21 protein-coding genes are annotated in these 23549 nt (G+C 43.5%); 7 read left to right on the forward strand and 14 right to left on the reverse strand.

Going from position 1 to position 23549, the window contains the following annotated elements; all coding sequences use genetic code 11:
* Positions 1–39: 39 nt before the first annotated feature.
* From A1QO_RS09875 to purL, 3 genes are all read right to left on the reverse strand, one after another.
* Positions 40–345: a DUF3622 domain-containing protein gene (locus A1QO_RS09875; protein ID WP_017034202.1), complete on the reverse strand. Its 306-nt coding sequence runs from the start codon at positions 343–345 to the stop codon at positions 40–42.
* 147 nt (positions 346–492) lie between these two features.
* Positions 493–2052 carry a sensor domain-containing diguanylate cyclase gene (locus A1QO_RS09880; protein WP_017040742.1) on the reverse strand — a complete coding sequence of 520 codons (1560 nt, stop codon included), beginning with the start codon at positions 2050–2052 and terminating at the stop codon, positions 493–495.
* Between the two features lie 171 nt (positions 2053–2223).
* On the reverse strand, positions 2224–6150 hold the full coding sequence (gene purL, locus A1QO_RS09885; protein ID WP_017041477.1) for a phosphoribosylformylglycinamidine synthase: 3927 nt from the start codon (positions 6148–6150) through the stop codon (positions 2224–2226).
* A gap of 305 nt (positions 6151–6455) precedes the next feature.
* On the opposite strand from purL, the gene mltF reads away from it, so the two are divergent.
* Positions 6456–7991, forward strand: a complete 1536-nt coding sequence (mltF, locus tag A1QO_RS09890) for a membrane-bound lytic murein transglycosylase MltF (protein ID WP_017041478.1) — start codon at positions 6456–6458, stop codon at positions 7989–7991.
* 352 nt (positions 7992–8343) lie between these two features.
* Positions 8344–8478 carry a hypothetical protein gene (locus tag A1QO_RS20705; protein ID WP_017034198.1) on the forward strand — a complete coding sequence of 45 codons (135 nt, stop codon included), beginning with the start codon at positions 8344–8346 and terminating at the stop codon, positions 8476–8478.
* Between the two features lie 63 nt (positions 8479–8541).
* On the opposite strand, the gene tadA is transcribed toward A1QO_RS20705, so the two are convergent.
* From tadA to A1QO_RS09920, 6 genes are all read right to left on the reverse strand, one after another.
* Positions 8542–9081, reverse strand: a complete 540-nt coding sequence (tadA, locus tag A1QO_RS09895) for a tRNA adenosine(34) deaminase TadA (protein WP_017034197.1) — start codon at positions 9079–9081, stop codon at positions 8542–8544.
* A gap of 162 nt (positions 9082–9243) precedes the next feature.
* Positions 9244–10803: an AbgT family transporter gene (locus A1QO_RS09900; RefSeq protein WP_017040738.1), complete on the reverse strand. Its 1560-nt coding sequence runs from the start codon at positions 10801–10803 to the stop codon at positions 9244–9246.
* Between the two features lie 296 nt (positions 10804–11099).
* Positions 11100–11513 (reverse strand): type IV pilus modification PilV family protein, encoded by a 414-nt coding sequence (locus A1QO_RS09905; RefSeq protein WP_017041479.1) that lies wholly within the window; start codon positions 11511–11513, stop codon positions 11100–11102.
* Positions 11503–12801: a pilus assembly PilX family protein gene (locus A1QO_RS09910; protein ID WP_017041480.1), complete on the reverse strand. Its 1299-nt coding sequence runs from the start codon at positions 12799–12801 to the stop codon at positions 11503–11505. Before A1QO_RS09910 ends, A1QO_RS09905 begins: the two co-directional genes overlap by 11 nt.
* Positions 12798–13388, reverse strand: coding sequence for a PilW family protein (locus tag A1QO_RS09915; RefSeq protein WP_017038871.1), 591 nt, complete (start codon positions 13386–13388; stop codon positions 12798–12800). The genes A1QO_RS09910 and A1QO_RS09915 overlap by 4 nt, the downstream gene beginning before the upstream one ends.
* Positions 13369–13878, reverse strand: coding sequence for a GspH/FimT family pseudopilin (locus A1QO_RS09920; RefSeq protein WP_017034192.1), 510 nt, complete (start codon positions 13876–13878; stop codon positions 13369–13371). The genes A1QO_RS09915 and A1QO_RS09920 overlap by 20 nt, the downstream gene beginning before the upstream one ends.
* Before the next feature lie 101 nt (positions 13879–13979).
* On the opposite strand from A1QO_RS09920, the gene A1QO_RS09925 reads away from it, so the two are divergent.
* Positions 13980–14408 carry a type IV pilin protein gene (locus tag A1QO_RS09925; protein ID WP_017038869.1) on the forward strand — a complete coding sequence of 143 codons (429 nt, stop codon included), beginning with the start codon at positions 13980–13982 and terminating at the stop codon, positions 14406–14408.
* Between the two features lie 96 nt (positions 14409–14504).
* Here A1QO_RS09925 and dnaJ read toward each other — a convergent pair whose 3' ends face one another.
* The 3 genes from dnaJ to grpE all read right to left on the reverse strand — a co-directional run bounded on the left by dnaJ (position 14505) and on the right by grpE (position 18694).
* Positions 14505–15653, reverse strand: coding sequence for a molecular chaperone DnaJ (gene dnaJ, locus A1QO_RS09930; RefSeq protein WP_017034190.1), 1149 nt, complete (start codon positions 15651–15653; stop codon positions 14505–14507).
* Positions 15654–15935: 282 nt separating this feature from the next.
* On the reverse strand, positions 15936–17855 hold the full coding sequence (gene dnaK / locus A1QO_RS09935) for a molecular chaperone DnaK (protein WP_017040734.1): 1920 nt from the start codon (positions 17853–17855) through the stop codon (positions 15936–15938).
* 236 nt (positions 17856–18091) lie between these two features.
* The gene (gene grpE, locus A1QO_RS09940; protein WP_017041481.1) at positions 18092–18694 is read right to left on the reverse strand and encodes a nucleotide exchange factor GrpE; all 603 of its coding nucleotides are present in this window, start codon (positions 18692–18694) and stop codon (positions 18092–18094) included.
* A gap of 140 nt (positions 18695–18834) precedes the next feature.
* Between grpE and nadK the strand changes: the two genes are divergently transcribed.
* The 3 genes from nadK to bamE all read left to right on the forward strand — a co-directional run bounded on the left by nadK (position 18835) and on the right by bamE (position 22044).
* Entirely contained in the window at positions 18835–19719 is an 885-nt protein-coding gene (gene nadK / locus A1QO_RS09945; protein ID WP_017034187.1) for an NAD(+) kinase, read from the forward strand.
* A gap of 117 nt (positions 19720–19836) precedes the next feature.
* On the forward strand, positions 19837–21501 hold the full coding sequence (gene recN / locus A1QO_RS09950; protein WP_017034186.1) for a DNA repair protein RecN: 1665 nt from the start codon (positions 19837–19839) through the stop codon (positions 21499–21501).
* A 183-nt stretch (positions 21502–21684) separates the two neighbouring features.
* On the forward strand, positions 21685–22044 hold the full coding sequence (gene bamE / locus A1QO_RS09955) for an outer membrane protein assembly factor BamE (RefSeq protein ID WP_017034185.1): 360 nt from the start codon (positions 21685–21687) through the stop codon (positions 22042–22044).
* A 164-nt stretch (positions 22045–22208) separates the two neighbouring features.
* Here the strand turns inward: bamE and A1QO_RS09960 are convergent, their stop codons facing one another.
* The gene (locus tag A1QO_RS09960) at positions 22209–22517 is read right to left on the reverse strand and encodes an RnfH family protein (RefSeq protein ID WP_026026567.1); all 309 of its coding nucleotides are present in this window, start codon (positions 22515–22517) and stop codon (positions 22209–22211) included.
* Positions 22507–22950, reverse strand: a complete 444-nt coding sequence (locus tag A1QO_RS09965) for an SRPBCC family protein (RefSeq protein WP_017034183.1) — start codon at positions 22948–22950, stop codon at positions 22507–22509. Before A1QO_RS09965 ends, A1QO_RS09960 begins: the two co-directional genes overlap by 11 nt.
* A 115-nt stretch (positions 22951–23065) precedes the next feature.
* Between A1QO_RS09965 and smpB the strand changes: the two genes are divergently transcribed.
* Positions 23066–23548, forward strand: a complete 483-nt coding sequence (gene smpB, locus A1QO_RS09970; protein ID WP_017034182.1) for an SsrA-binding protein SmpB — start codon at positions 23066–23068, stop codon at positions 23546–23548.
* Position 23549: the final 1 nt, after the last annotated feature.

A 23549-nucleotide genomic window follows, 5' to 3' on the forward strand; every position in this document is an offset into this window, starting at 1 on the left:
CCCCGCCGATTGGCGGTTTTTTTATATTGAGTTCAGAAATTACTCTGCGTCGTCTTCAGCAGCAAAACGAGCTTCTCTTCTTTGTTCAGCTTCACGAGCCGCTGCTGCTTCACGTTCTTCACGCTCTTGACGCTGCTGCCCTTTACGCTCGTTACGTTCAGCTTGATTTTTAACAAAACCAGCTAGCTCTTTTTCAGCCCAAGCTTGTGCTTGCTCTTCGGTTTCAAAACCCATTTCACGTTTTGAAACAACTACTTTACGAGATGTTACTTGGCGCGTAATTTCCGCAGACCAGCCAGTACGCTTTTCAGTTAAGCGGATAGCAAATTTTTTATTTGTAGCCATTTTTGTATTCCTAAGGGATTAAATCAGGGATTGCCCAACGCTAAGAATTCTATCTATATTGAGCGCGTTTAAAACCATCCCTTGGTAAGCGCGGTATTAGAGCACAAATACAAAAGATTTGCTGCTGTTTTATTCGCTGAAATGCATTCAAAAAGCGTTAATAGATAAACCTGAAGTCTCACCGCTTTTTACAATACAAGAGCCATTCCGTCCACTGGCTTTTGCTTTGTATAGTTCTTTATCGGCTTTATGGATCAAGCTGTAATAACTCTCTTTTGAATCACATTCACAGCAAACCGCCCCAATACTTACCGTTAATATATCTTTAACTTTTGAATATTCATGAACAATCGATTCCGACGCTATGTTCTTGTGCATTTGTTTCGCCACCGTATTGGCATCAAGCGGAATCGAAGAAGCAATAACCATGCAGAACTCCTCTCCACCAAAACGTGACAAGATTTTATTTTCGGCATACACGTCCCTATCAATACTTGCGGCAACGCGCTGCAAAGCTCTATCACCTGCCAAATGCCCATAATTATCGTTATAAAGTTTGAATGAATCAATATCGATCATAAAGAGTGCCAAATAGCGAATCTTGGGGTTTTCACTCCATTCTGTCGTGATTTTTTCCAATAACCGTTTGTTTGCTAGCCCAGTCAAGAAATCATGCTCAGACTGCCACTTTAGCTCTTTTTGCTTGATGTCTATCTCTTTAAAAAGCTTATTAATAGCGGAAAAAAAATCCTTCATTTCACGAGAAAGAAAGGCTTGTTTGTCTGGCAAAGGCTTACCTTTTTGAGAAAAATCAATAAATGCTTTACGCGCTTGTTTAATCGGTAATGTCAATTTATGAACCAAGAAAAAATTCATTGCAAAAAGTGTCGCTGCAAAGATAACAAGAAGACTCAACTCATCAGAATCAAAAAATTCAGGCTTATCGATACTATGAGTGACTTGAATATTTATATTTAAATTGGATATTGGATCCCAATAGATGAGTTCACTGATAGAACGATTGCCTATATTTTTGCTGTCATCATCATTGATGAGATCGAGTATGTTGATCGACACATCTAAACCCGCTGTCTTTTTAATCAACTGAACATAGTCAGGCTCTAATTGGCTTATAAAAATAACGAAACCACTGTGGCAGTTTTTAGCATCAGAATCACAAATTCGAGAAAGTGAATAGATGTAAGCCTGGTTTTCAAACGCAACCAACCCTGTATTCACTTCTAGCTCATCTTTAGAAGTCATCGAACCAAGCTTGAGTAATTGATCAAAATAATGAGAAAGGTCACTACCGACAGGGATTTCCCTTTTTGCTAGACGGTCATATCGAACTCCATACATTAACACCTTATTAGGATTAAAAATAAAGACCGCCGTTAACCCCATAGAAGCGAGAGTATGGATATTTAAATCCTCATTAAGAAACTCTTGATTTCCGTTGCTCGCAAACTCACCCATGCTATCCCACGCAGCATTATCTTTAAGAATACCTTCTAGATCGTTTTTAGCAAAATCAAGCATGGCACTGACTTGGTTCACTTCTTTATTGTGAATCATTTCAACTTGAGTCAGCGCATTTTCATATGACCACAAATATTTAAAGGCAAAGTAGGCGCAAAGAAACATGAGCACAATCACTAACGACATAAGTGCTGACAGCGCTCTCATACTCCAAGTCGAGACAGGCATTATGTATGTACTCCTTTGACATTGCCTCCTATTACATTAGTAGATTTTTTATCTATTTAACATGTCAATTTAAGCCAATACTGACATTATTCAGCATCTTCATTTTAAAAAAAATCGCCACTCAATGAGTGGCGATTGCTAATTTTAAACTAAATCAATTTACCCTAATCGTTAGCCTACGTTCTTACGTGCGTTTTGGAACATACGCATCCAAGCACCATTCTCGCCCCAGCCTTCTGGAGACCAAGAGTTTGCAACCGTGCGGAATACACGCTCTGGGTGAGGCATCATGATTGTCACGCGGCCGTCAGTGGTTGTTAAACCAGTGATAGCGTTTGGCGAACCGTTCGGGTTGTTCGGGTATTGCTGCGTTTGGTTACCGTTGTTATCAACGTAACGTAGGGCAACTGTACCTGAATTTTCAATCGCGTTTAGGTGGTCGTTGTCACGCACTTCTACGCGGCCTTCACCGTGAGAAACAGCGATTGGCATACGAGAACCTTCCATGCCATTGAAGAATACAGAATCAGACTTCTGAACTTCAACTAGACTGAAACGTGCTTCAAAACGCTCAGATTCGTTGCGAACGAAACGTGGCCAGTACTCAGCGCCTGGGATTAGGTCACGTAGGTTAGACAACATCTGACAACCGTTACACACACCTAGAGAGAAAGTATCTTCGCGCTTGAAGAAGTTTTCAAATTGGTCACGTGTAGAGTCGTTAAATAGAACTGATTTAGCCCAACCTTCGCCAGCGCCTAGTACGTCACCGTAAGAGAAGCCACCACAAGCCACAAGGCCATTGTACTCTTCTAGAACCGCTTGACCCGTTAGGATATCGCTCATGTGAATATCAGTCGCTTTGAAGCCTGCACGGTCAAACGCTGCTGCCATTTCAACGTGAGAGTTAACACCTTGCTCACGTAGAATTGCCATCTTAGGTTTAGCTCCTAGGTTAATATAAGGCGCTGCAATATCTTCGTTTACATCAAAGCTTAGGCTAACGTTTAGACCAGGGTCTGAGTTGTCTTTTTTCGCTTCATGTTCTTGGTCAGCACAAACTGGGTTATCACGTAGACCTTGCATCTTGTGCGTTGTCTCAGCCCAGATAGTACGTAGCTCAGTACGGTTACGCTGGATTACAACGTCTGCGCCTGACTTAATCACTAACTCATCAGATGCTTCCCCTTCACCAACAACGCTGCCAATGACATGTGAACATGTTTCTAGGCCGTTTTCTGCAAGAGTAGAAAGAACCGCGTCTAGGTCATCGTTACGTACTTGGATTACCGCACCCAGTTCTTCATTGAATAGTGCCGCAAGCGTATCTTCGCCCAACGCCGCAATATCAGCGTTAACACCACAGTGACCTGCGAACGCCATTTCTGCTAGGGTTACGAATAGACCACCATCGCCTTTATCGTGGTAAGCCACAACTTGGTCGTTCGCAACTAGGGCTTGAACGCCTTCGTAGAAACCTTTTAGCTGTGCTGCGTTGTCTACGTCAGCTGGCTTATCACCAAGCTGCTTGTAAACTTGCGCCAGTGCCGTAGCACCTAGACGGTTTTTACCGTTACCTAGGTCGATAAGTACTAAGCTTGAAGCACCTTTGTCAGTGCGAAGTTGAGGCGTAATTGTTTTACGAACATCTTCAACACGAGCAAATGCAGTGATAACAAGAGATAGCGGAGACGTTACTTCTTTCTGCTCGCCGTTCTCTTCCCACTTAGTCTTCATCGACATTGAGTCTTTACCCACAGGGATAGTTAGACCCAGCGCCGGACATAGTTCTTCACCAACCGCTTTCACTGCTTCGTAAAGACCGGCATCTTCACCTGGGTGACCTGCTGGAGACATCCAGTTCGCCGACAATTTAATGTGTTTGATATCGCCGATGTTGGTCGCAGCGATGTTTGTGATTGCTTCACCAACCGCTAGACGAGCCGATGCGCCGAAGTCTAGTAGTGCCACTGGCGTACGCTCACCAAGAGACATCGCTTCACCGTGGTAAGAATCGTAACTTGCTGCAGTTACTGCGCAGTTAGCAACAGGAACCTGCCATGGGCCAACCATTTGGTCACGAGCAACAAGGCCAGTTACCGAGCGGTCACCGATGGTGATAAGGAATGTTTTCTCAGCCACTGTTGGCAAGCGAAGAACACGGTCAACCGCTTCGTTCATCTCGATGCCAGAGCGGTCAATTGCAGGGTTGTTTGCTTTTAGCGTTTTCGCGTCACGGTGCATCTTAGGCGTTTTACCTAATAGGATGTCCATTGGCATGTCGATTGGCGTGTTGTCGAAGTGTGAATCTTCTAATTTAAGATCACGCTCTTCAGTTGCTTTACCCACCACAGCGTAAGGCGCGCGCTCACGCTTACAAATCGCGTCGAAGGTTGCCATGTCTTTATCAGCAACTGCCATTACGTAACGCTCTTGAGATTCGTTACACCAGATCTCAAGTGGGCTCATACCCGGCTCATCATTTGGCACATCACGCAGATTGAAGATACCACCACGCTCACCATCGTCTACGAGCTCAGGAAGAGCATTCGAGATACCACCCGCGCCCACATCGTGGATGAATGCGATTGGGTTCGCATCACCAAGCTGCCAACAACGGTCGATCACTTCCTGACAACGACGCTCCATCTCTGGGTTTTCACGTTGTACAGAAGCGAAATCAAGATCTTCAGAAGAAGAACCCGAATCCATTGAAGATGCCGCACCGCCGCCAAGGCCGATGTTCATCGCAGGACCACCAAGAACGATTAGGCTTGCACCTACTGGGATCTCTTTCTTCTGAACGTGTTCATCACGGATGTTACCAAGACCACCAGCCAACATGATTGGCTTGTGGTAACCACGAACTTCTTCACCTGCGTGAGAGTTTACTTTCTCTTCGTAAGTACGGAAGTAGCCAAGTAGGTTTGGACGACCAAATTCGTTGTTGAATGCCGCGCCCCCAAGAGGACCTTCAAGCATGATGTCCAAAGCAGTAACGATCCGACTTGGCTTGCCAAAGTCAGTTTCCCAAGGTTGAACGAAGTTCGGGATCTTAAGGTTAGATACAGAGAAAGCAACAAGACCCGCTTTAGGCTTACCACCAATACCGGTTGCGCCTTCATCACGGATTTCACCGCCTGAACCTGTAGATGCGCCCGGCCACGGAGAGATTGCCGTTGGGTGGTTGTGCGTTTCAACCTTCATCAAGATGTGTGTTTTTTCTTGGTGGTAGTTGTATTGGCGAGTTTCTGGATCTGGGAAGAAACGACCGACTTCAGAACCTGTCATTACCGCTGCGTTATCTTTATAAGCAGACAGAACGTGCTCTGGTGTCGTTTCAAAGGTGTTTTTAATCATCTTGAACAATGATTTTTCTTGCTTAACGCCATCGATAGTCCAATCAGCGTTAAAGATCTTGTGACGACAGTGCTCTGAGTTCGCTTGTGCAAACATCATTAGCTCGATGTCAGTCGGGTTACGACCTAGCTTCTCAGTAAAGCTTTCAAGAAGGTAATCAATCTCATCTTCTGCAAGCGCAAGACCTAGGGTAACGTTTGCTTTTTCGAGCGCTTTACGCCCACCAGCTAATAGGTCAACTTCCGCATAAGGAGCAGGCTCAGCAACGGTAAATAGTGCCGCCGCTGATTCGAAGTCAGTGACAACCACTTCCATCATGCGATCATGCAGAATTGCTTTCAGCTCAACAAGTTGAAGCTCAGAAAGTTCAGCAGAGGTTTCAATGTAGAAAGCAGTACCGCGCTCTAGACGTGACACTTTAGCCAGTCCACAGTTGTGTGCGATATCTGTTGATTTTGAAGACCAAGGCGAGATAGTGCCCGGGCGTGGCGTTGCAAGCAGCAGTAAACCTTCAGGTTCATGCTCTTCACCATTCTCTTTACAAGAAAGCGTTGGACCGTAAGTCAGTAGCTTTTCTAGCTTCTCAACTTCAGACGCATCTAGGTCTGCCGTTAGATCAGCAAAGTGGGCAAACTCAGCGTAAATACCTGTTACAGGTAAGCTTAATTCACGACAAAGTTCTAAAAGCTTGTTAACACGAAACTCAGATAGAGCTGGGGAGCCACGCAAAATTCTCATGTGCTTAGGTCTCTTATGCAGTTGATTAAGGTAATATTGGAATTAATTCAATAGGTTAATGTCATTTCATAAAGAAAGACTTTGAACTCATGCCGATTTCACCTCTCTGTTGCGAGCGCATTATAAAGCAATTGCTTTTGTGATGTAACACCAAAAGCAACCGTTTGCGTCATTTTTTTTGTCAATATCAGAGTACACCTCAATTAACCAATTAAACCTCAGTTCGCTCATTCTTTTGTAACTCTGCTTTTCCATACCGTTAGGCTTTGATATAAAAGCCATACTGGATGTATGAGAATTTAAAAATGTTAAATAATACTCTTTCAAAATTAAAACTCACTGTCGCGTATGTTTTTGCTTCATTGATGCTCGTTGGCTGCCAAATTGAATCTGAGCCAAAAAGTGAGTTAGAACAAATTCTCGACCGAGGCGTGTTGCGTGTTGGAACACTGAACAATCAACTTTCTTACTATATCAGCCCGGATGGCCCAGCTGGGCTTGATTACGAGTTGGTGAGAGAATTTGCGAATGAGCTTGGTGTTAAGCTTGAGATGAAACCTGCTTATCGAATGTCTAGCCTCTACCCTGCGCTAAGAAATGGTGAGATAGATATTATTGCGGCGGGATTGAGTCAGTCTGAAAGACGCCTCGAAGAGTTTAGAGCCGGGCCTGCTTACTACTATGTCAGCCAACAGTTAGTGTATAAAAAAGGACAGTGGAGACCTAGAAATGTAGAACAACTCCTTGACCGCCAGGCATCACTGATTGAAAAAAATGACGGCAATGCCGTGATCAGCGTTGTCGATGATTCACACTTCATTAATACACTAGAGACGTTGAAAGCGCAGCATGAGGGCTTAGATTACTCCATTAATATTGACGCAGATATTAATGAAGTACTGAAACAGGTATCTAAAGGTGAGCTACCCTTTACTGTCGCTGACTCAATTGAAATTTCCCTTTCCCAGCGAATCTACCCAGATGTCGCCATTGCCTTTGAGCTGACGGAAGACCAACCTATTTCTTGGTTTCTTAATCGCTCTGAAGATGAAAGCTTATACGCGCTGTTGATCGAGTTCTTTGGCTCAATAAAACAGTCGGGACGCCTTGCTGAACTCGAAGAAAAATACATCGGTCATATCGGCAGCTTTGATTATGTTGACACACGAGCTTTCATTCGTGCTTTGGACAGTAAACTTCCCGCATGGGCTCCTCTTTTTCAAAAATACTCTGAAGAATTTGATTGGCGTCTCATTGCAGCGTTAGCTTATCAAGAATCCCATTGGGACCCTGAAGCCCGATCCCCAACAGGGGTTCGAGGCATGATGATGCTTACGCTGCCAACAGCAAAAAGTGTTGGTGTCACCAATCGGCTTGATCCCGAGCAATCCATAAATGGCGGCGTAAAGTACCTAAGAAAAATGGTCGGTCGGATTCCTGACAGTATTCCGCAACATGAAAAGATCTGGTTTGCACTAGCTTCATACAATGTTGGCTTTGGTCATGTGATGGACGCTAGACGCTTAACAAAAAGCCAAGGGGCAAACCCAGACTCGTGGGCGGATGTAAAAGATCGCTTACCGCTGCTTAGGCAAAAAAAATACTATAGCCAAACTTACTATGGGTTTGCTCGGGGTGATGAGGCGAGAAACTACGTAGAGAATATACGACGTTATTATCAGAGTATTATTGGCCATATCGACCAAGTAAACACTTCTAACATAGGGGCTAACATGGATGATTTAACGGTTATCCAACCATTACCGCCTGAAATTTCGGCAGGGGTAGAAGTGTCTGGTGAGAGTATTCCTTCAATCAGCGAAGCGTCGCCCACCAATTAATCAACGGTTGATCTCAAAACTACTATCTTTATCCTATCACCACGAGCAATGCGCAAGAGCAACCGAGATCTTGCGCACTTTGCGCTCACTTTGACCCTAGAGTCTTAGTACACGGAATACGAATATACGCTTTAATTTCTAGGCTCTCTATTTTCTGGGTACTCTATTTTCTAGATACTTTAGTTTCTGAGTACTTGAATTTTATTTAGATGAGCCGCATGTCTTACTTTGTTAAAGCACGTTCATATTGCGGTAACAATTCACTCTTATAACGGATGAGTAATAAAATGGAACGGTTCAAACCGACGTGTTTGAAAAGACGACAATAAGAACCTTTAGAAAGGAGTATTTTATGATGAAGCGTAAAATGCAATCCAAACGTTTGAATAAAACAGTGTCAGCAAATCGCAGAAAACGCATGCTCGCCAATAACAAAAAGAAAATCATTTGGCGTAACCGCACGTACACACAGCTACTTTTGGATTAACCAGTCTGCAAACATCCCTCACGGTAAGTGTATTCATATATGGGTGTTTGCTAAATCTACCTGCTACTTTTTCAGCTTGTTTTCCGGCTTGCTCTCTAAATCCTGTTTCATCTGCTGTTTCTTTGCTTTTATTTCTTTACGTCTGCGTTTAAAAAATGTTTGCAACACCGCTTTGCATTCTGCTTCAAGCAGCCCATGTTCCACTTCTGCATAATGGTACGCTGCCTGGCTTTGAAAAAGATCCAATACAGTACCAGCCGCCCCCGCTTTGAGATCCGATGCGCCATACACGACTCGTTTGACCCTGCTATGTAAAAGCGCACCCGCGCACATTGGGCAAGGCTCTAACGTCACATATAAGGTTGTATCCAGCAGTCGATAGTTTTCGAGTACTTTACCCGCTTTGCGTAACACTTCAACCTCAGCATGAGCGGTAGCATCGTGCTGACCAATCGAGCGGTTCCAACCTTCTGAAATGATTTTTCCGTCCCTCACAAGAACGGCGCCAATCGGCACCTCTCCTTCACTTTCTGCCACCGCTGCTAGCTCTAGAGCTCGACGCATAAAACATTCATCTTGAGAAGAAAATAGAGAAACAGACACAAAAAACTCCGAAGTAAAAATCGTCAATTGGGTGTAAATATACAACCAGTTCGGAAGTGTACATTGATTTTACAGATAAGAAAAAGCCCGCAACAAGGATCGCGGGCTTTAGATAAAGGTTTTATTGAAGCCCCATACTTAAGTTAGGTCTTCTAGCATCGCTTACATTGCGTAAGTGTAAGGTGCATTGATACCCAGAGGAATACCTAGAGCCCAGTAACCTAGTAGGAAGATAGTCCAACCGATCAACATAGCAATAGAGAATGGCATCATAAGAGCCGCTAACGTACCAATACCTGTCGACTTAACATAGCGTTGGCAGTAAACAACCACAAGTGGGAAGAACACCATGAGTGGAGAAATGATGTTAGAAACAGAATCACCCACACGGTAAGCGGCTTGAGATAACTCAGGAGAGATACCAACAACCATCAGCATTGGAACTAGGATAGGACCAATTAACGCCCACTTAGCCGATGCAGAGCCCACAAGCAGGTTAACAAACGCAGTAAGCAGAATCATACCAACGATTGTCGCCTCACCAGCAAGATCCATCGCTTTTAGGCCTTCAGCACCGTAAAGCGCAAGCATTGTACCGATGTTGGATTGACCGAATGCAGAAAGGAACTGAGCACAGAAGAACGACATCACAATGTAAGCGCCCATTGTAGACATCGTCTCTGACATTGACTTAATCACATCGTTATTGCTGTTGAACTTACCCGATACTCGGCCATAGACGATACCTGGGATAACAAACAGAACAAAGATCAGTGGCACGATAGACTTCATCAGAGGTGCAGAGAATGCAGTTAGCTCGCCTTCAGGAGAACGTAGCGCAGAATCTTCAGGCATAAGTGCGAAAACGAGCGCTGCAATACCCGCAACCATTGCCCAGCCAGCCCAACGGAATGCTTTCGATTCAATCTCAGTGAACGTGCCCAGATCAGGTGCTTCTTCTGCATCTTCATCAACAGGCGTATTTGCAAGGCGTGGTTCAATGATTTTCTCTGTTACCCACCAACCGATACTAACGATTAGGAATGAAGAAAGACCAGTAAAGAAGATATTCGCTAATGGGTTAATAATATATTCAGGATCAAGAACTTGAGCTGCAGTTTGTGTGAAACCTGCTAATAGAGGGTCGATGCCTGAAGGAATAAAGTTTGCAGAAAAACCACCTGACACACCAGCAAATGCTGCTGCAATACCCGCTAGAGGGTGACGACCCGCTGCATGGAAGATAATACCGCCTAGTGGAATAACCAGTACATAACCGGCATCAGCTGCTGTATGAGATACGATAGCAACCAAAATTAGCATCGGTGTTAGAAGCTTAGCTGGCGTAAAGTTAAGCATTTTTTTAAGGCCGGTTTGAATAAAGCCTGAAGAATCTGCAACACCCACACCCAGCATCGCAACCAATACGATACCGAGAGGAGCAAAGCCAGTAAACGTCGTAACCATGTTCGCTAGAAAGCTAGCAAGAGCCTCACCCGTCAATAAGTTATTAACTTCGAGTGCATCGCCGGTACGTGGGTTAATAAGATCGAAAGATACATTAGACAATAATGCCGATGATACCCAGACAATAACCAATGCCCAGAAAAACAAAATAGCAGGATCAGGTATTTTATTACCCGCGGTTTCGATAGCGTTTAAAAAGCGATCCATAGCTTTCGGCTTCGGCAATGGTGCTTGTTGTGTTGCTTGGTTACTCATGGTAACTCCGTCTGTTTGTGTGGTTGCTTTTAGACCTTTGTAGATAATATTGTTGGTCTATATATCACCACATATTCTATAAAATCCGCACCACAAAAGCACAAGATTCCATAATGTTTTTATTAAACAGAGGCATGTTTTGCAAAAACGCCATTAACGTGCAACATAATAAACACAAACTCACATACCAAAAAAAAACAAATTTGATACCCTTATGACATACATTGAACGAATCATTACCACCACAACCCACTATTGGTTTTGCCTATAGGTGGGATTGTTGGGGTTTAGATGAATCAGTCAAACTCACTGTATTTAGAAATCATGGTTATTAGTTCAAGCTGTTTTTTTTTATTAAATCTATCGAGCCAATACGCCTTTAAGATGATTGAACTCACGGTGTCCGTAAGCAGTAATTCTGATTCACAGGTCAGTTGAATCGCTGAGGTAGCACTCTTTTCAATCATCGCATTGCACTCATTATGCACATCTTGGAAAGAGTAAGAATGACTCGCAGAAGAGACGCCTCGCTGGCGAAAGCCCTCAAATTTTGTTTCCATTAAGTACAAAGCACCAAGACGATTTTTTGCTTCTTCAGCCTGACTCTCTACCATCGTTTGTAACTTCACTAAACCTAGTGACGAAATACCAATGAGGACAAAAGCAATCATCACCTCTATCAAGCTAAAACCTTGGTGTTTAGTGATCATTCCAGGATCCTTTTTTCCATTTCGGTTTGGTAGAGAAAACAAAGCTCGATGTGATATCACTGTTGTATTGGAGCCTCATTGAATCATAAAACAGAGCCATCTGCCCTTGGGTATCAAACATCATCCCCCCAGCGAACTTAAATGATCCTGATTGTAAGAACGTGGCATGCTTGGGGGTTAATAATGTCGACTCGCCATAGACCGTTTGAATCGGAACGGTAAAATTGGCATTAAGATCAGCAACGGTTTCCGTTGAAAATCGGTCCCAATACGTCGGATCGGGTTGAAAATTCTCGTTAAAGTGAAAAATCACACCTTTTATCGATCCTGATCCTCGAATCGCAAATACCCCATTGTGGACAAGTAAGAATAAATACGTTCCCGAATGCGCACTTTGAATGTCCGTGATCTCATTAATTGCCGCTTGATTGAGTTCACAGCTTCCGTCTATCCATACTTTATTTGCCTGCCCTCGAACCAAATCGTCTTTAAACTGTTGAACACAATCTACGTCAGACCCAAGCATGGTGTAAGACATAAAACCATAGTCAGAATGGTCCCGTACCTTTTCCCAATCTCCACGTTCAAAATCAAACTCAGCCTTAAATGGATTGAGTGTTTCATTACGCTGAAGATCATTGCCTGCGTTGAACGAGACATAATTGCTTGAAGCATCACGCCATATCCCTGCTTTTAAAGAAGTACTCGTTTTATGGTTTCCTGCACAATCAGAACTGTTATCAAATCCAACGCTTGATTTGGGAATTGCAGAACCCACACCATGATTCAGTATACCTGCACTTGCCAATAAGCTATGACTCACGACCACCGCTATGCATTCATATTCGTTATCGCTGTTCCTTACACCAGGATCCGGGGGAGAGACCAATGTTGATCCATAGATAATGAGATCGGATGTCGACTTAATCGCCCCTGAGCCTGAATCACCAGAGAACGTGATACTCTTACTCACTTCTCGATGACCAAATTTCGCCGACAACCTTTCAGGATCATCATCTGTCGCTTTAAGATGCGCCAACCCCATCGCGGAACAGACCGTGTTTAAATTCGTCGGAATGGTACTGCTGTTGTTTAGCACGATAGCGCTAAACCCACACTCTAGCCCTCCTTCTGCTCGCCAATGAGCGATACGAGCATCAATCTGGTTGTTAGCTACCTTTATTTGATAAAACACACCTCGATAAGAACTGAGTGCAAACGCTAACGCCCCAACCAAGAGCAGTGCAGTGACGACCAACGCTGCCGCCCCTTGTTGATTTTTCCTCATCGCCAATTCCTCTGCTTTATACCCATAGAAATCGACTGGTTATACCGCCCATCATGCAGCTCGGCTTCGAGGTAAATGTGGGTAAACAGGTTTTCAGCGCTACTGGTAACAAGTGGAGTGGTGGTTACCGCAAATGACACTACGTTTAGAATATTTTGATCGAGTAGATGAGTGCATCCTGTTAGCTCGGTTAGAGACGCTAGTGTCGCCTGTTTTCTTTCACATGCTTTCAATGAACCATTGTCCAACGTGTATTTCACATGCTGATACTGGCCTGTTTTAGAGTGATAATAAGCAAACCCCATGCTACTGCCACTCACAGCAATAGTATCCACAGCGCCTGTCAATCTCACGGATTGTCCATGGCCCCCATCAAAACCCGCACGCTGTATATCTGCTCGCATCATTGACGTTGTGGTCATCAAACTTTGTAGGACTAATAGATCCAAAGTTCGCTCTTTTGCAATGCGCTGCCCGCTGATAAATACTGACCCTATCACCATGATTGCAATCAGAGCAATCGACGAGGAAATCATCAACTCAAGCAATAAGCTTCCTCGCTGATTTTTAGCAAGCTTTATAACCATATCGGTCCCCTTCAACGCCACAAACTCTTATTCTTCCTGGTGGGTTAGACGTTCTAATGGCAATTTTATTGGTACTGTCTAACTTGGGATGAAAAACAAAACTGCCGGATTTAGGTCGACCTCTGATTTCCTCAAAAGAGACCTGTTGAGAACTGAACGTGTGAGTCAGCTTTATTCCTTTATACGGGCTACCATCAAAGTGAGCAATCCGATATGCGGTGCTCAAATCATCGGAGTCAGCTAATACGATACTCCAGCTGCCAGTAGTGTTCACCGTCCCCTCAAGAAAAGAGATATGTGCATAGAGTGCCTCATTTCGCATCACAGCCTCCGATCTCGCTTGAATCAAAAATCCGTTCAGCTCTGTGGCGAGGCGTTGCATCTTGCTACTTTCGATCATCTTGCTAAAGTTTGGGGCAGCAAAAGCGAGGACAACACCACAAACACTCATCGTTATTACCAGTTCCAACAAAGTAAAGCCGCGAGTCATTTCCCAAATCCCCTTAAAACTTTTTGCTTAAAAATCAAATTACTTGCATCGATGCTAGCAGCTAACAAAAATAGGAGGAGAATATATAAGGACAACACGGAATGATTCGAATAATTAGCTGTAACCTATACAAAAAAAGACAGGTTGGGATGACACTGATCGAGTTATTATTCACGGTTGCCATCATCGCTATCTTATCGGCGATCGCTTACCCAAGTTACACTTCTCATGTAATCGAAGCGCACAGAACGGCAGCAAAAATGGATATGATGCGAATACAGCTATTACTTGAAGAAGGGTACGTGGGAACCTATAGCTGGAGCAGTATTGTTTCGTCTGGGAGTTGCACGGTTTGCGATAGTAGCAGTGAACGGTATCAGTTTTCGGTTGTTAGCTCCTCAACCTCGGCCTATACCATAACGGCAACCGCCCAAACGGATAAAGGGCAAACAAACGATGCTTGTCTATCAAGCGACCACAAGATGACACTTAACGCGAAAGGTGAAACCGCCCCGAGTGATTGCTGGTGATAGCATAGAAAACAAGCAAGGCGGGAACAAGGCTATTGACTGAAGCAAAAAAAGACCTGCCAAGTTAGCAGGTCTATTTAATCAATGGTATTTTTCTTAGCTGGTTAAATCATCGAAGAACTTTTTAACACCGTTAAAGAACCCTTCAGATTTTGGTTTATGCTTATTAGCAGCATCACCACCACAAGACTCTTCAAACTCTTTGAGTAATTCTTTTTGACGTGAACTTAATTTCACTGGTGTTTCAACGACCAGTTTAACCAATAGATCACCAACCCCACCACCGCGAACGCCTTTCACGCCTTTACCACGCATACGGAACATGCGACCGGTTTGCGTCTCTTCTGGCACTTTTAGGTTAACTCGACCGTCCAGTGTTGGAACTTCAACTTCACCACCAAGCGCGGCCATTGCAAAGCTAACCGGCACTTCACAGTAAAGGTTGTTACCGTCACGCTCAAAAATATTGTGTTCTTTTACGTGTACTTGTACATATAGGTCACCTGCCGGTGCGCCCATATCTCCCGCTTCACCTTCGCCTGAAAGACGAATACGATCGCCAGTATCAACCCCTGATGGGATCTTAACATTCAGTGTCTTCGTCTTTTGCTTGCGCCCTTGCCCATGACAAGAATTACAAGGGTCTTTGATGATCTTGCCTTTGCCGTTACATGTTGGACAGGTTTGCTGTACAGCAAAGAAACCCTGACGCATTTGAACTTGACCATGACCATGACACGTGCCACACGTTTCTGGAGATGAGCCTTTTTTAGCGCCACTTCCATCACATGAGTCACAATGAACCAGCGTTGGAATCTCGATTTCTTTAGAAACACCACGAACCGCTTCTTCTAACGACAGTTCCATGTTGTAACGAAGGTCTGATCCGCGTTGAGCACGTTGACCACCGCCACCACGACGACCGCCACCGAAGATATCGCCAAACACATCACCGAAAATATCTCCGAAGTCGCCTTGACCGCCACCGAAGCCACCGCCTCCGCCGCCCATTCCACCTTGCTCAAACGCCGCATGGCCATACTGATCATAAGCCGCCTTCTTTTGAGGGTCGGTTAGGATTTCGTACGCTACTTTGACTTCTTTAAATTTTTCTGGTGCGCTGTCATCACCCTGATTTCGATCGGGATGAAATTTCATTGCTAAGCGTTTGTACGCTTTTTTAATATCGCGCTCTGATGCATCGCGGCCTACGCCTAATACTTCGTAAAAATCACGTTTTGACATGTTCTAGGTCACCAAAATAATTGCTACTACCAAATAGTCACTTGAGTAGTCTATGTATCAATCTAGATAAAAGTTCTGTTATTAAAATATCAAATAAAGCTATTAGCTAGATCGACAAGTCTAAATACAAATTTACGGGCGTGAGAGTTACCTCTGACGCCCGTACTAATCAGTCTTTGAGACAATTTCTAAGCCAGTAGCTTGAGTTCTAGGAGAAAGCGCTGATCCTACGATGGTAGGTGAGCACTTCCGATAAGGAAATCAGGCTACTGTGCAACGAAATTACTTTTTGTCTTCTTTAACTTCTTCAAACTCAGCGTCTACAACATCGTCATCTTGATTTGCTTGCTGTTCACCCGCGTCTGCGCCAGCTGCTTGCTGTGCTTGAGCTTGTTGTTGAGCAATTTCCATCAGTTTTTGAGCTGCTTGCATAAGTTCTTGAACTTTAGCATCGATCGCTTCTTTATCATCACCAGACTTGACTGCTTCTAGTGCCGTAATAGCTGCTTCGATTTTCTCTTTCTCTTCAGCAGGTAAAGCTTCACCCGCTTCTTCAACTTGCTTACGAGTACCGTGAATCATTTGGTCAGCTTGGTTACGAGTCGTCACTAACTCTTCGAACTTTTTGTCCGCTTCTTTGTTAGCTTCAGCTTCTTGTACCATTTTCTCGATCTCTTCCTCAGACAAACCGCCTGATGCCTGGATAGTGATCTTCTGCTCTTTACCCGTTGCTTTATCTTTAGCAGATACGTTCAGGATACCATCAGCATCTAGGTCGAAGGTTACTTCGATTTGTGGCATGCCACGTGGTGCCGGTTGGATACCTTCTAGGTTGAACTGACCAAGAGACTTGTTGTAAGTCGCTTGCTTACGCTCACCTTGAAGAACGTGAATAGTTACTGCATTTTGGTTGTCTTCAGCTGTTGAGAACACTTGATCCGCTTTCGTTGGAATCGTTGTGTTTTTCTCGATTAGCTTAGTCATTACGCCACCCATCGTTTCGATACCGAAAGATAGAGGAGTTACATCTAGAAGAAGAACGTCTTTAACATCACCAGCAAGAACACCACCTTGTACAGCAGCACCCATTGCAACCGCTTCATCAGGGTTCACATCTTTACGAGGTTCTTTACCAAAGAATTCTGTTACTTTAGCTTGAACCATAGGCATACGTGTTTGACCACCAACTAGGATAACATCGTCGATGTCACCTACTGACAGGTCTGCGTCTGCTAGAGCAACTTTAAGAGGCTCAAGAGAACGCTGTACTAGATCTTCAACAAGAGACTCTAGCTTAGAACGTGTTACTTTAACGTTCATGTGCTTAGGACCGGTTGCATCAGCCGTTACGTAAGGAAGGTTTACGTCAGTTTGCTGTGCTGAAGACAGTTCAATTTTCGCTTTTTCTGCTGCTTCTTTGACACGTTGCATAGCAAGAGGATCGGTCTTAAGATCAATGCCTTGCTCTTTTTTGAATTCGTCAACTAGGTAGTTGATTAGGCGGTTATCAAAGTCTTCGCCACCTAGGTGAGTGTCACCGTTAGTTGCTAGTACTTCAAATGTCTTCTCGCCTTCAACTTCGTCAATCTCAATGATAGAGATATCGAAAGTACCACCACCAAGGTCATAAACAGCGATAGTGCGGTCGCCGCCTTTCTTGTCTAGACCGTAAGCTAGCGCCGCTGCCGTTGGTTCGTTGATGATACGTTTAACATCAAGACCAGCAATACGGCCAGCATCTTTCGTTGCTTGACGCTGTGCATCGTTAAAGTAAGCAGGAACAGTAACCACTGCGCCAGTAACTTCTTCACCAAGGAAATCCTCAGCGGTTTTTTTCATTTTCTTTAGTACTTCAGCTGAAACTTGAGGAGCTGCCATTTTTTGGCCTTGCGCTTCAACCCAAGCATCACCGTTATCAGCCTTAACAATGTTGAATGGCATGATTTTGATGTCGCGTTGTACTTCTTCGTCTTCAAAACGACGACCAATCAAACGCTTGATAGCAAATAAAGTGTTTGTTGGGTTAGTTACCGCTTGACGTTTTGCAGGCTGACCCACTAGCGTTTCGCCGTCAGTGTATGCGATAACTGAAGCAGTTGTACGCTCACCTTCTGCATTTTCGATTACACGTGGCTTGTCACCGTCTAAAACAGCAACACAAGAGTTAGTAGTACCTAAGTCAATACCAATGATTTTACCCATCAGGCGATCTCCGAATTAATTCTATTTAGATTTTCTATATCCCCTATGTGGGGGATGAATAGTGGGCTTTCAACCCTTACGAATAAACAAAAATATAATCTTTGTTTTTGTATGAACCATAGATAAGGGCGGCAAAATTCTTTTCAAGGGGAAATGAAAAAAAAGTTCCTTTAATTTCTCGCATAAAAAAGAGAAGCAACGGCTTCTCTTTTTCTTTTATCCAAAAACTGTGGATATTATTTAGCTACCATCACCATTGCCGGGCGAATCACTCGACCATTGAGTTCGTAACCTTTTTGCATAACAAACATCACACTATTAGATTCGTGATCTGGGCTTTCTTGAATAGACATCGCCTGATGCATTTCAGGGTTAAACGCTTCACCTTCAGGGTTAATTTCCTTAAGGCCATTCTTAGTCAGTGCATCTTGGAAAGACTTATGCGTTAGCTCGATACCTTCAAGGATTGGCTTAATCACTTCGTTTTCTGCATCAGCAGCTTGAATTGCGCGCTCAAGGTTATCGATCACAGGCAACAATTCTTCAGCAAATTTATTAACGGCAAATTTACGCGCTTTATCGATTTCGATTTCAGTTCGACGACGCATGTTCTCTACTTCCGCTTTAGCACGAAGTACTGAATCTTTTTGCTCTTCAATTCTAGCTTCGCTAGTCAGCAATGCCGCTTCAAGTTGCACTATTTTTGCTTCCTGCTCATCGACTTGTACTTCTTCGTTCCATTCGATATCAGCATCGCTTCCAACAACATCAGCATCTCGCTCTGTGTTTTCAGTTTGCTTTAATTGTTCTTCGTTCATTTTGTTTTCTTCGTTGCTCATGATATCTCCAGAATTTAATATAACGTGCGCCTAAACTCTTTATTACTCTCTTAAGGCACAAAAATTCGCATAAAAAGGTGACTTGCCCTTATTATGGGGATGAAGATTCTTGAATCAAGTCCAAATAGTCTGGAAAACCTATGAAAAAATGCTTTGAAGTGATTGCGATCATCGGAAAACCTCGAGATCAACAAGCAATACAAACACATAAAGAGCTCTATCTATGGCTAACCGCTGAAGGTTACCACGTCTTTATTGACGATCGTTTATGCGACATTCTCGATGACATCCCTAAAGAAAACTTCTCTAGCCTAATCGAACTGGGCAAAAAAGCAGACCTTGCCATTGTCGTAGGCGGTGACGGTAATATGCTTGGCGCTGCACGAGTGTTGTCTCGTTTTGATATATACGTTATCGGCGTCAATCGAGGTAATTTGGGCTTTCTGACCGATTTAGACCCTGACAACTTTCAAGGTGGGTTACTTGGCGTTCTTAACGGTGAATACCTCATCGAAGACCGATTTTTACTGGAAGCAGAAATACATCGTCATGGGCAGGTAAAAAGCCATAATTCAGCGCTCAATGAAGCCGTTCTCCACCCTGGGCAAGTTGCTCACATGATTGAATTTGAAGTCTATATTGATGACAAATTTGCGTTTTCTCTACGTTCTGACGGTTTAATTATTTCCACACCAACGGGCTCGACAGCCTATTCATTATCTGGGGGCGGACCAATTTTGTCACCAAGCTTGAACGCGATCAGCTTAGTACCCATGTTTCCCCACACCTTATCCAGTCGCCCTTTGGTGGTTGATGGCAATCGACGAATTAAGCTCATTGTCTCTCCTGACAATCGTGGTACGCAAGAAGTCAGTTGTGACGGCCAAATATCGTTACCGGTTTCTCCTGGTGATGAAATTCATATTTATCAAAGCCCTACAGCATTAAAACTGATTCACCCTAAAGATTACAGCTACTATCATGTGTTAAGAAACAAGCTCGGTTGGTCAAGTAAGCTATTTTGATTTTGCTCACAATCTAGCCATTACCGACAAATAATTTATCTGTACAACTTTACTGTATAAAGAAACAGTATATACTGTTTTCTTATACAGTATTGTTCAATTGTACAGGTAAATAAAATGCTGGCTCATTTAAGTGTAAACAACTTTGCTATCGTTAAATCTTTACAGCTCGAACTCTCGAAAGGGATGACAAGCATTACTGGCGAAACTGGCGCGGGTAAATCCATTGCTATCGATGCTCTAGGCTTATGTCTTGGGGGGCGAGCTGAAGCCGGAATGGTTCGACAGGGTGAAGAAAAAACAGAAGTTAGCGCCGCCTTTTTATTGGACAACAACTTACTCGCTTCACGTTGGCTTGAAGATAACGACCTACTCGACGGAAACGACTGTATTTTACGTCGTACTATTACCAGAGAAGGTCGCTCAAGAGCCTTCATCAACGGCAGCCCTGTGCCTCTATCTCAATTAAAATCTCTAAGCCAACTTCTGATCAACATCCATGGCCAACATGCTCATCATCAACTGATGAAAAGCGAGCATCAAATGGCGATGCTCGATCAATATGCAGGGCACCACAACCTACTAAAAAATACACGTAATGCTTATCAAAAATGGCGACAATCCGATAACTTACTCAAACAACTCAAAGAAAATAGCCTGCAAAATCAAGCACAAAAACAACTGCTCGAATATCAAATAAAAGAACTGAATGAGCTCGCCATTGCTGAAGACGAATTCAGTTCCTTAGAGCAGGAACATAAACGCTTGTCGAACAGTGGTGAACTGGCCTCAACTTGCCAACAAGCCATCGAACTGATTTATGAAGGTGAGGAAGTTAACGCTCTCAGCGTTTTACAACTGGCAAACAGCGCATTAATTCAACTCGCCGAATTAGATAACAAGTTGGTTGAATTACCTAACATGGTGGCAGAAGCAACGATTCAGATCGAAGAAGTCAACAATGAGCTACGTCACTACCTCGATAGCATTGACATGGATCCTTCTAGAATGGCGTTTGTTGAATCTCGCTTTTCGAAAATAATTTCCATCGCTCGTAAGCACAATGTCATGCCAGAAGACCTTTACCAGCACCATCAAGATTTATTGTCACAGATCGAAGCACTTGATTGTTCTGATGAAAAATTTGAAGAATTAAAAAAAGGTGTCGACGCGCATTTCCAGGCGTTCATTGCAACGTCAGAGAAACTGAGCAAGTCACGTTGTCGATACGCCAAAGAGCTCAATAAGCTGATAACTCAAAGTATGCATGAACTGAGTATGGAAAAAGCCCAATTCAAGATTTCTGTCGATTATGAAGTAACGCACCCTTCCCCACTGGGTATGGATGCCATCTGCTTCTTGGTATCAACCAATCCCGGCCAACCGTTACAGCCAATAGCCAAAGTTGCATCAGGTGGCGAACTATCACGAATCTCTCTTGCGATTCAGGTCATCACAGCACAAAAAGTAGAGACGCCAAGCTTGATTTTCGATGAAGTGGATGTCGGGATCAGTGGCCCAACGGCGGCGGTTGTCGGAAGAATGCTAAGAACATTAGGTCAATCTACCCAGGTTCTGTGTGTAACCCATCTTCCGCAGGTTGCAGGGTGCGGTCATCAACAATTGTTTGTGGCGAAAGCAACCAAATCAGGGAAAACAGAAACGAAAATGCACCAACTTAATGGCGATGAACGAATTGCTGAGTTGGCAAGACTACTAGGTGGTAGCGCGATTACCCAATCGACTTTAGCGAATGCCAAAGAATTGCTAATAGCGGCATAGTGATTGAAAACGCTTAATTCGCAGGCTCAAAAAGTTCCTTTTTCAACCTCATTTGAGCATTCTTTGCAACCTATCTCTAAATTCGCGGTCTGAAACAGTTCGTAGGAAAAGGAGTTTTTTACTTCTGTGCCGAGGTTGTTTATTATCACCGCAGTTTAATGTTCATTTGCAAAGAAAGAAAATATGCAGTTTAAAAAATGGTTAGTCATCGTCCCCCTAGCTATGACAATGCTAACGGGTTGTTCAGTACTAGAAAGACTTGTTTATCGAATTGACATTAACCAAGGCAATTACGTAGAACAAGAGTCCGTAGACCAACTCAAGTTTGGTATGACAAAAGAGCAGGTACGCTATGTGATGGGCTCACCGATGTTGATTGAAAATGGTTACCCAGACACTTGGTACTACATCTACCATTTGACTGAAGGCCACAAAGATCCTGTTCAACAAAACCTCGTGGTCAATTTTGATCCATCAGGAACACTTGTTGATATTGTTGGCGACTACCCAGCTAGTGAGCAGTTTTTCGAAAGTATCAACTAGATTGTAATGTCTACTAATGATTTATATCTAAACAATATAAAAATGGCTCGTACAAATACGAGCCATTTTTTTGCATCAAACTAAGACCCCACTAGATAACGCCTCAATACCTTACTGAAAAAATATGACTATCGTTACTCATACTCTATCGGTAACTTTCGTCGTTATTTGCTCTTTTCTAGTTTGGCTTGTTCCGCTCTTTTACGGCGAATTTCTTTTGGATCAGCAAGTAAGGGCCGATAGATTTCGATACGGTCTTTGTCCTGCACGGTCGCATCAAGCTTCACATTACGGCTAAAAACGCCCACCTTATTTTTTTTCAAATCAATCTCAGGGTAAAGTGACAATACACCAGATTGAACAATGATCTCTTCCACACTTAATGACTTATTGACCACAAGTGTAAAAACTCTCTGCTCCTGAGGCAGAGCATAAACCACTTCAACGTGGATCATCTCAGATTCAATACTCATAACACCCATACACCTGTTTTGCTCGCTTGGTAAACGAACTCACCATATTGTTGGTTAAATCGCTAAAAATTTTACCAAAAGCCAATTCAACCATTTTGCTCGAGAATTCAAATTCTAATTTAAGTTCGACCTTACAGGCGCAATCATCCAGAGGGGTAAAATGCCACCCACCCGTTAGCGAACGAAAAGGGCCATCAACCAGGCTCATTATGATAGATTGACCATCAGTTAGCTGATTTGATGTGGTGAACGTTTTACTGATTCCGGCTTTAGACACATCAACAGACGCCACCATGCTCACTTGAGAAGATTCAATCACCTTCGCGCCTGAACACCCCGGCAAAAACTCTGGATAGCTGGCAACATCATTAACCAATGCGTACATCTGATCAGCACTGAAAGAGACCAATGCTGAACGACTCACTTGTTTCATGTTAACTCCGGTACTACTTTACATAATCATTCATTACTGTAATTCTACGTTTATTCTCTCTTAGAGCAAATAAAGGATTTCCTAACCGAAATCCAAGCCGTATAATGCAGGCACTATGGCAAAGAAATCAAAGAATAAAGCGGGTAGCAATACCATCGCTCTTAACAAAAAAGCTCGCCACGAATATTTCATTGATGATGAAATTGAAGCCGGCTTGGAGCTACAAGGCTGGGAAGTAAAATCTCTGCGTGAAGGTAAAACCAACATTGCAGAAAGCTATGTCTATATTCGTGACGGTGAAGCGTTTGTAAGTGGTATGACAATCACACCATTAACTCAGGCTTCTACTCACGTTGTTGCTAATCCAACTCGTATACGTAAGCTACTTCTCTCTCGTAAAGAACTTGATAACCTTATTGGTCGCATCAACCGTGAAGGCATGACACTGGTCGCTACCGCACTCTATTGGTCTCGCTCTTGGGTGAAGCTAAAGATCGGTGTTGCGAAAGGTAAGAAACTGCACGATAAACGTACTGATATGAAAGAAAAAGACTGGGCTCGCGATAAAGCACGGATTATGAAGAGTAATTTGCGTTAAT

Origin of the sequence: Vibrio genomosp. F10 str. ZF-129, from assembly GCF_000287055.2 — a bacterium.
Taxonomy (GTDB): domain Bacteria; phylum Pseudomonadota; class Gammaproteobacteria; order Enterobacterales; family Vibrionaceae; genus Vibrio.

Excerpts from the sequence above, each read along its gene's own strand:
- A1QO_RS09875 (WP_017034202.1), bottom strand. The coding sequence starts at position 345 with ATGGCTACAAATAAAAAATTTGCTATCCGCTTAACTGAAAAGCGTACT.
- A1QO_RS09880 (WP_017040742.1), bottom strand. The coding sequence starts at position 2,052 with ATGCCTGTCTCGACTTGGAGTATGAGAGCGCTGTCAGCACTTATGTCG.
- purL (WP_017041477.1), bottom strand. The coding sequence starts at position 6,150 with ATGAGAATTTTGCGTGGCTCCCCAGCTCTATCTGAGTTTCGTGTTAAC.
- mltF (WP_017041478.1), top strand. The coding sequence starts at position 6,456 with ATGTTAAATAATACTCTTTCAAAATTAAAACTCACTGTCGCGTATGTT.
- A1QO_RS20705 (WP_017034198.1), top strand. The coding sequence starts at position 8,344 with ATGATGAAGCGTAAAATGCAATCCAAACGTTTGAATAAAACAGTGTCA.
- A1QO_RS09900 (WP_017040738.1), bottom strand. The coding sequence starts at position 10,803 with ATGAGTAACCAAGCAACACAACAAGCACCATTGCCGAAGCCGAAAGCT.
- A1QO_RS09905 (WP_017041479.1), bottom strand. The coding sequence starts at position 11,513 with ATGATCACTAAACACCAAGGTTTTAGCTTGATAGAGGTGATGATTGCT.
- A1QO_RS09910 (WP_017041480.1), bottom strand. The coding sequence starts at position 12,801 with ATGAGGAAAAATCAACAAGGGGCGGCAGCGTTGGTCGTCACTGCACTG.
- A1QO_RS09915 (WP_017038871.1), bottom strand. The coding sequence starts at position 13,388 with ATGGTTATAAAGCTTGCTAAAAATCAGCGAGGAAGCTTATTGCTTGAG.
- A1QO_RS09920 (WP_017034192.1), bottom strand. The coding sequence starts at position 13,878 with ATGACTCGCGGCTTTACTTTGTTGGAACTGGTAATAACGATGAGTGTT.
- A1QO_RS09925 (WP_017038869.1), top strand. The coding sequence starts at position 13,980 with ATGATTCGAATAATTAGCTGTAACCTATACAAAAAAAGACAGGTTGGG.
- dnaJ (WP_017034190.1), bottom strand. The coding sequence starts at position 15,653 with ATGTCAAAACGTGATTTTTACGAAGTATTAGGCGTAGGCCGCGATGCA.
- dnaK (WP_017040734.1), bottom strand. The coding sequence starts at position 17,855 with ATGGGTAAAATCATTGGTATTGACTTAGGTACTACTAACTCTTGTGTT.
- grpE (WP_017041481.1), bottom strand. The coding sequence starts at position 18,694 with ATGAGCAACGAAGAAAACAAAATGAACGAAGAACAATTAAAGCAAACT.
- nadK (WP_017034187.1), top strand. The coding sequence starts at position 18,835 with ATGAAAAAATGCTTTGAAGTGATTGCGATCATCGGAAAACCTCGAGAT.
- recN (WP_017034186.1), top strand. The coding sequence starts at position 19,837 with ATGCTGGCTCATTTAAGTGTAAACAACTTTGCTATCGTTAAATCTTTA.
- bamE (WP_017034185.1), top strand. The coding sequence starts at position 21,685 with ATGCAGTTTAAAAAATGGTTAGTCATCGTCCCCCTAGCTATGACAATG.
- A1QO_RS09960 (WP_026026567.1), bottom strand. The coding sequence starts at position 22,517 with ATGAGTATTGAATCTGAGATGATCCACGTTGAAGTGGTTTATGCTCTG.
- A1QO_RS09965 (WP_017034183.1), bottom strand. The coding sequence starts at position 22,950 with ATGAAACAAGTGAGTCGTTCAGCATTGGTCTCTTTCAGTGCTGATCAG.
- smpB (WP_017034182.1), top strand. The coding sequence starts at position 23,066 with ATGGCAAAGAAATCAAAGAATAAAGCGGGTAGCAATACCATCGCTCTT.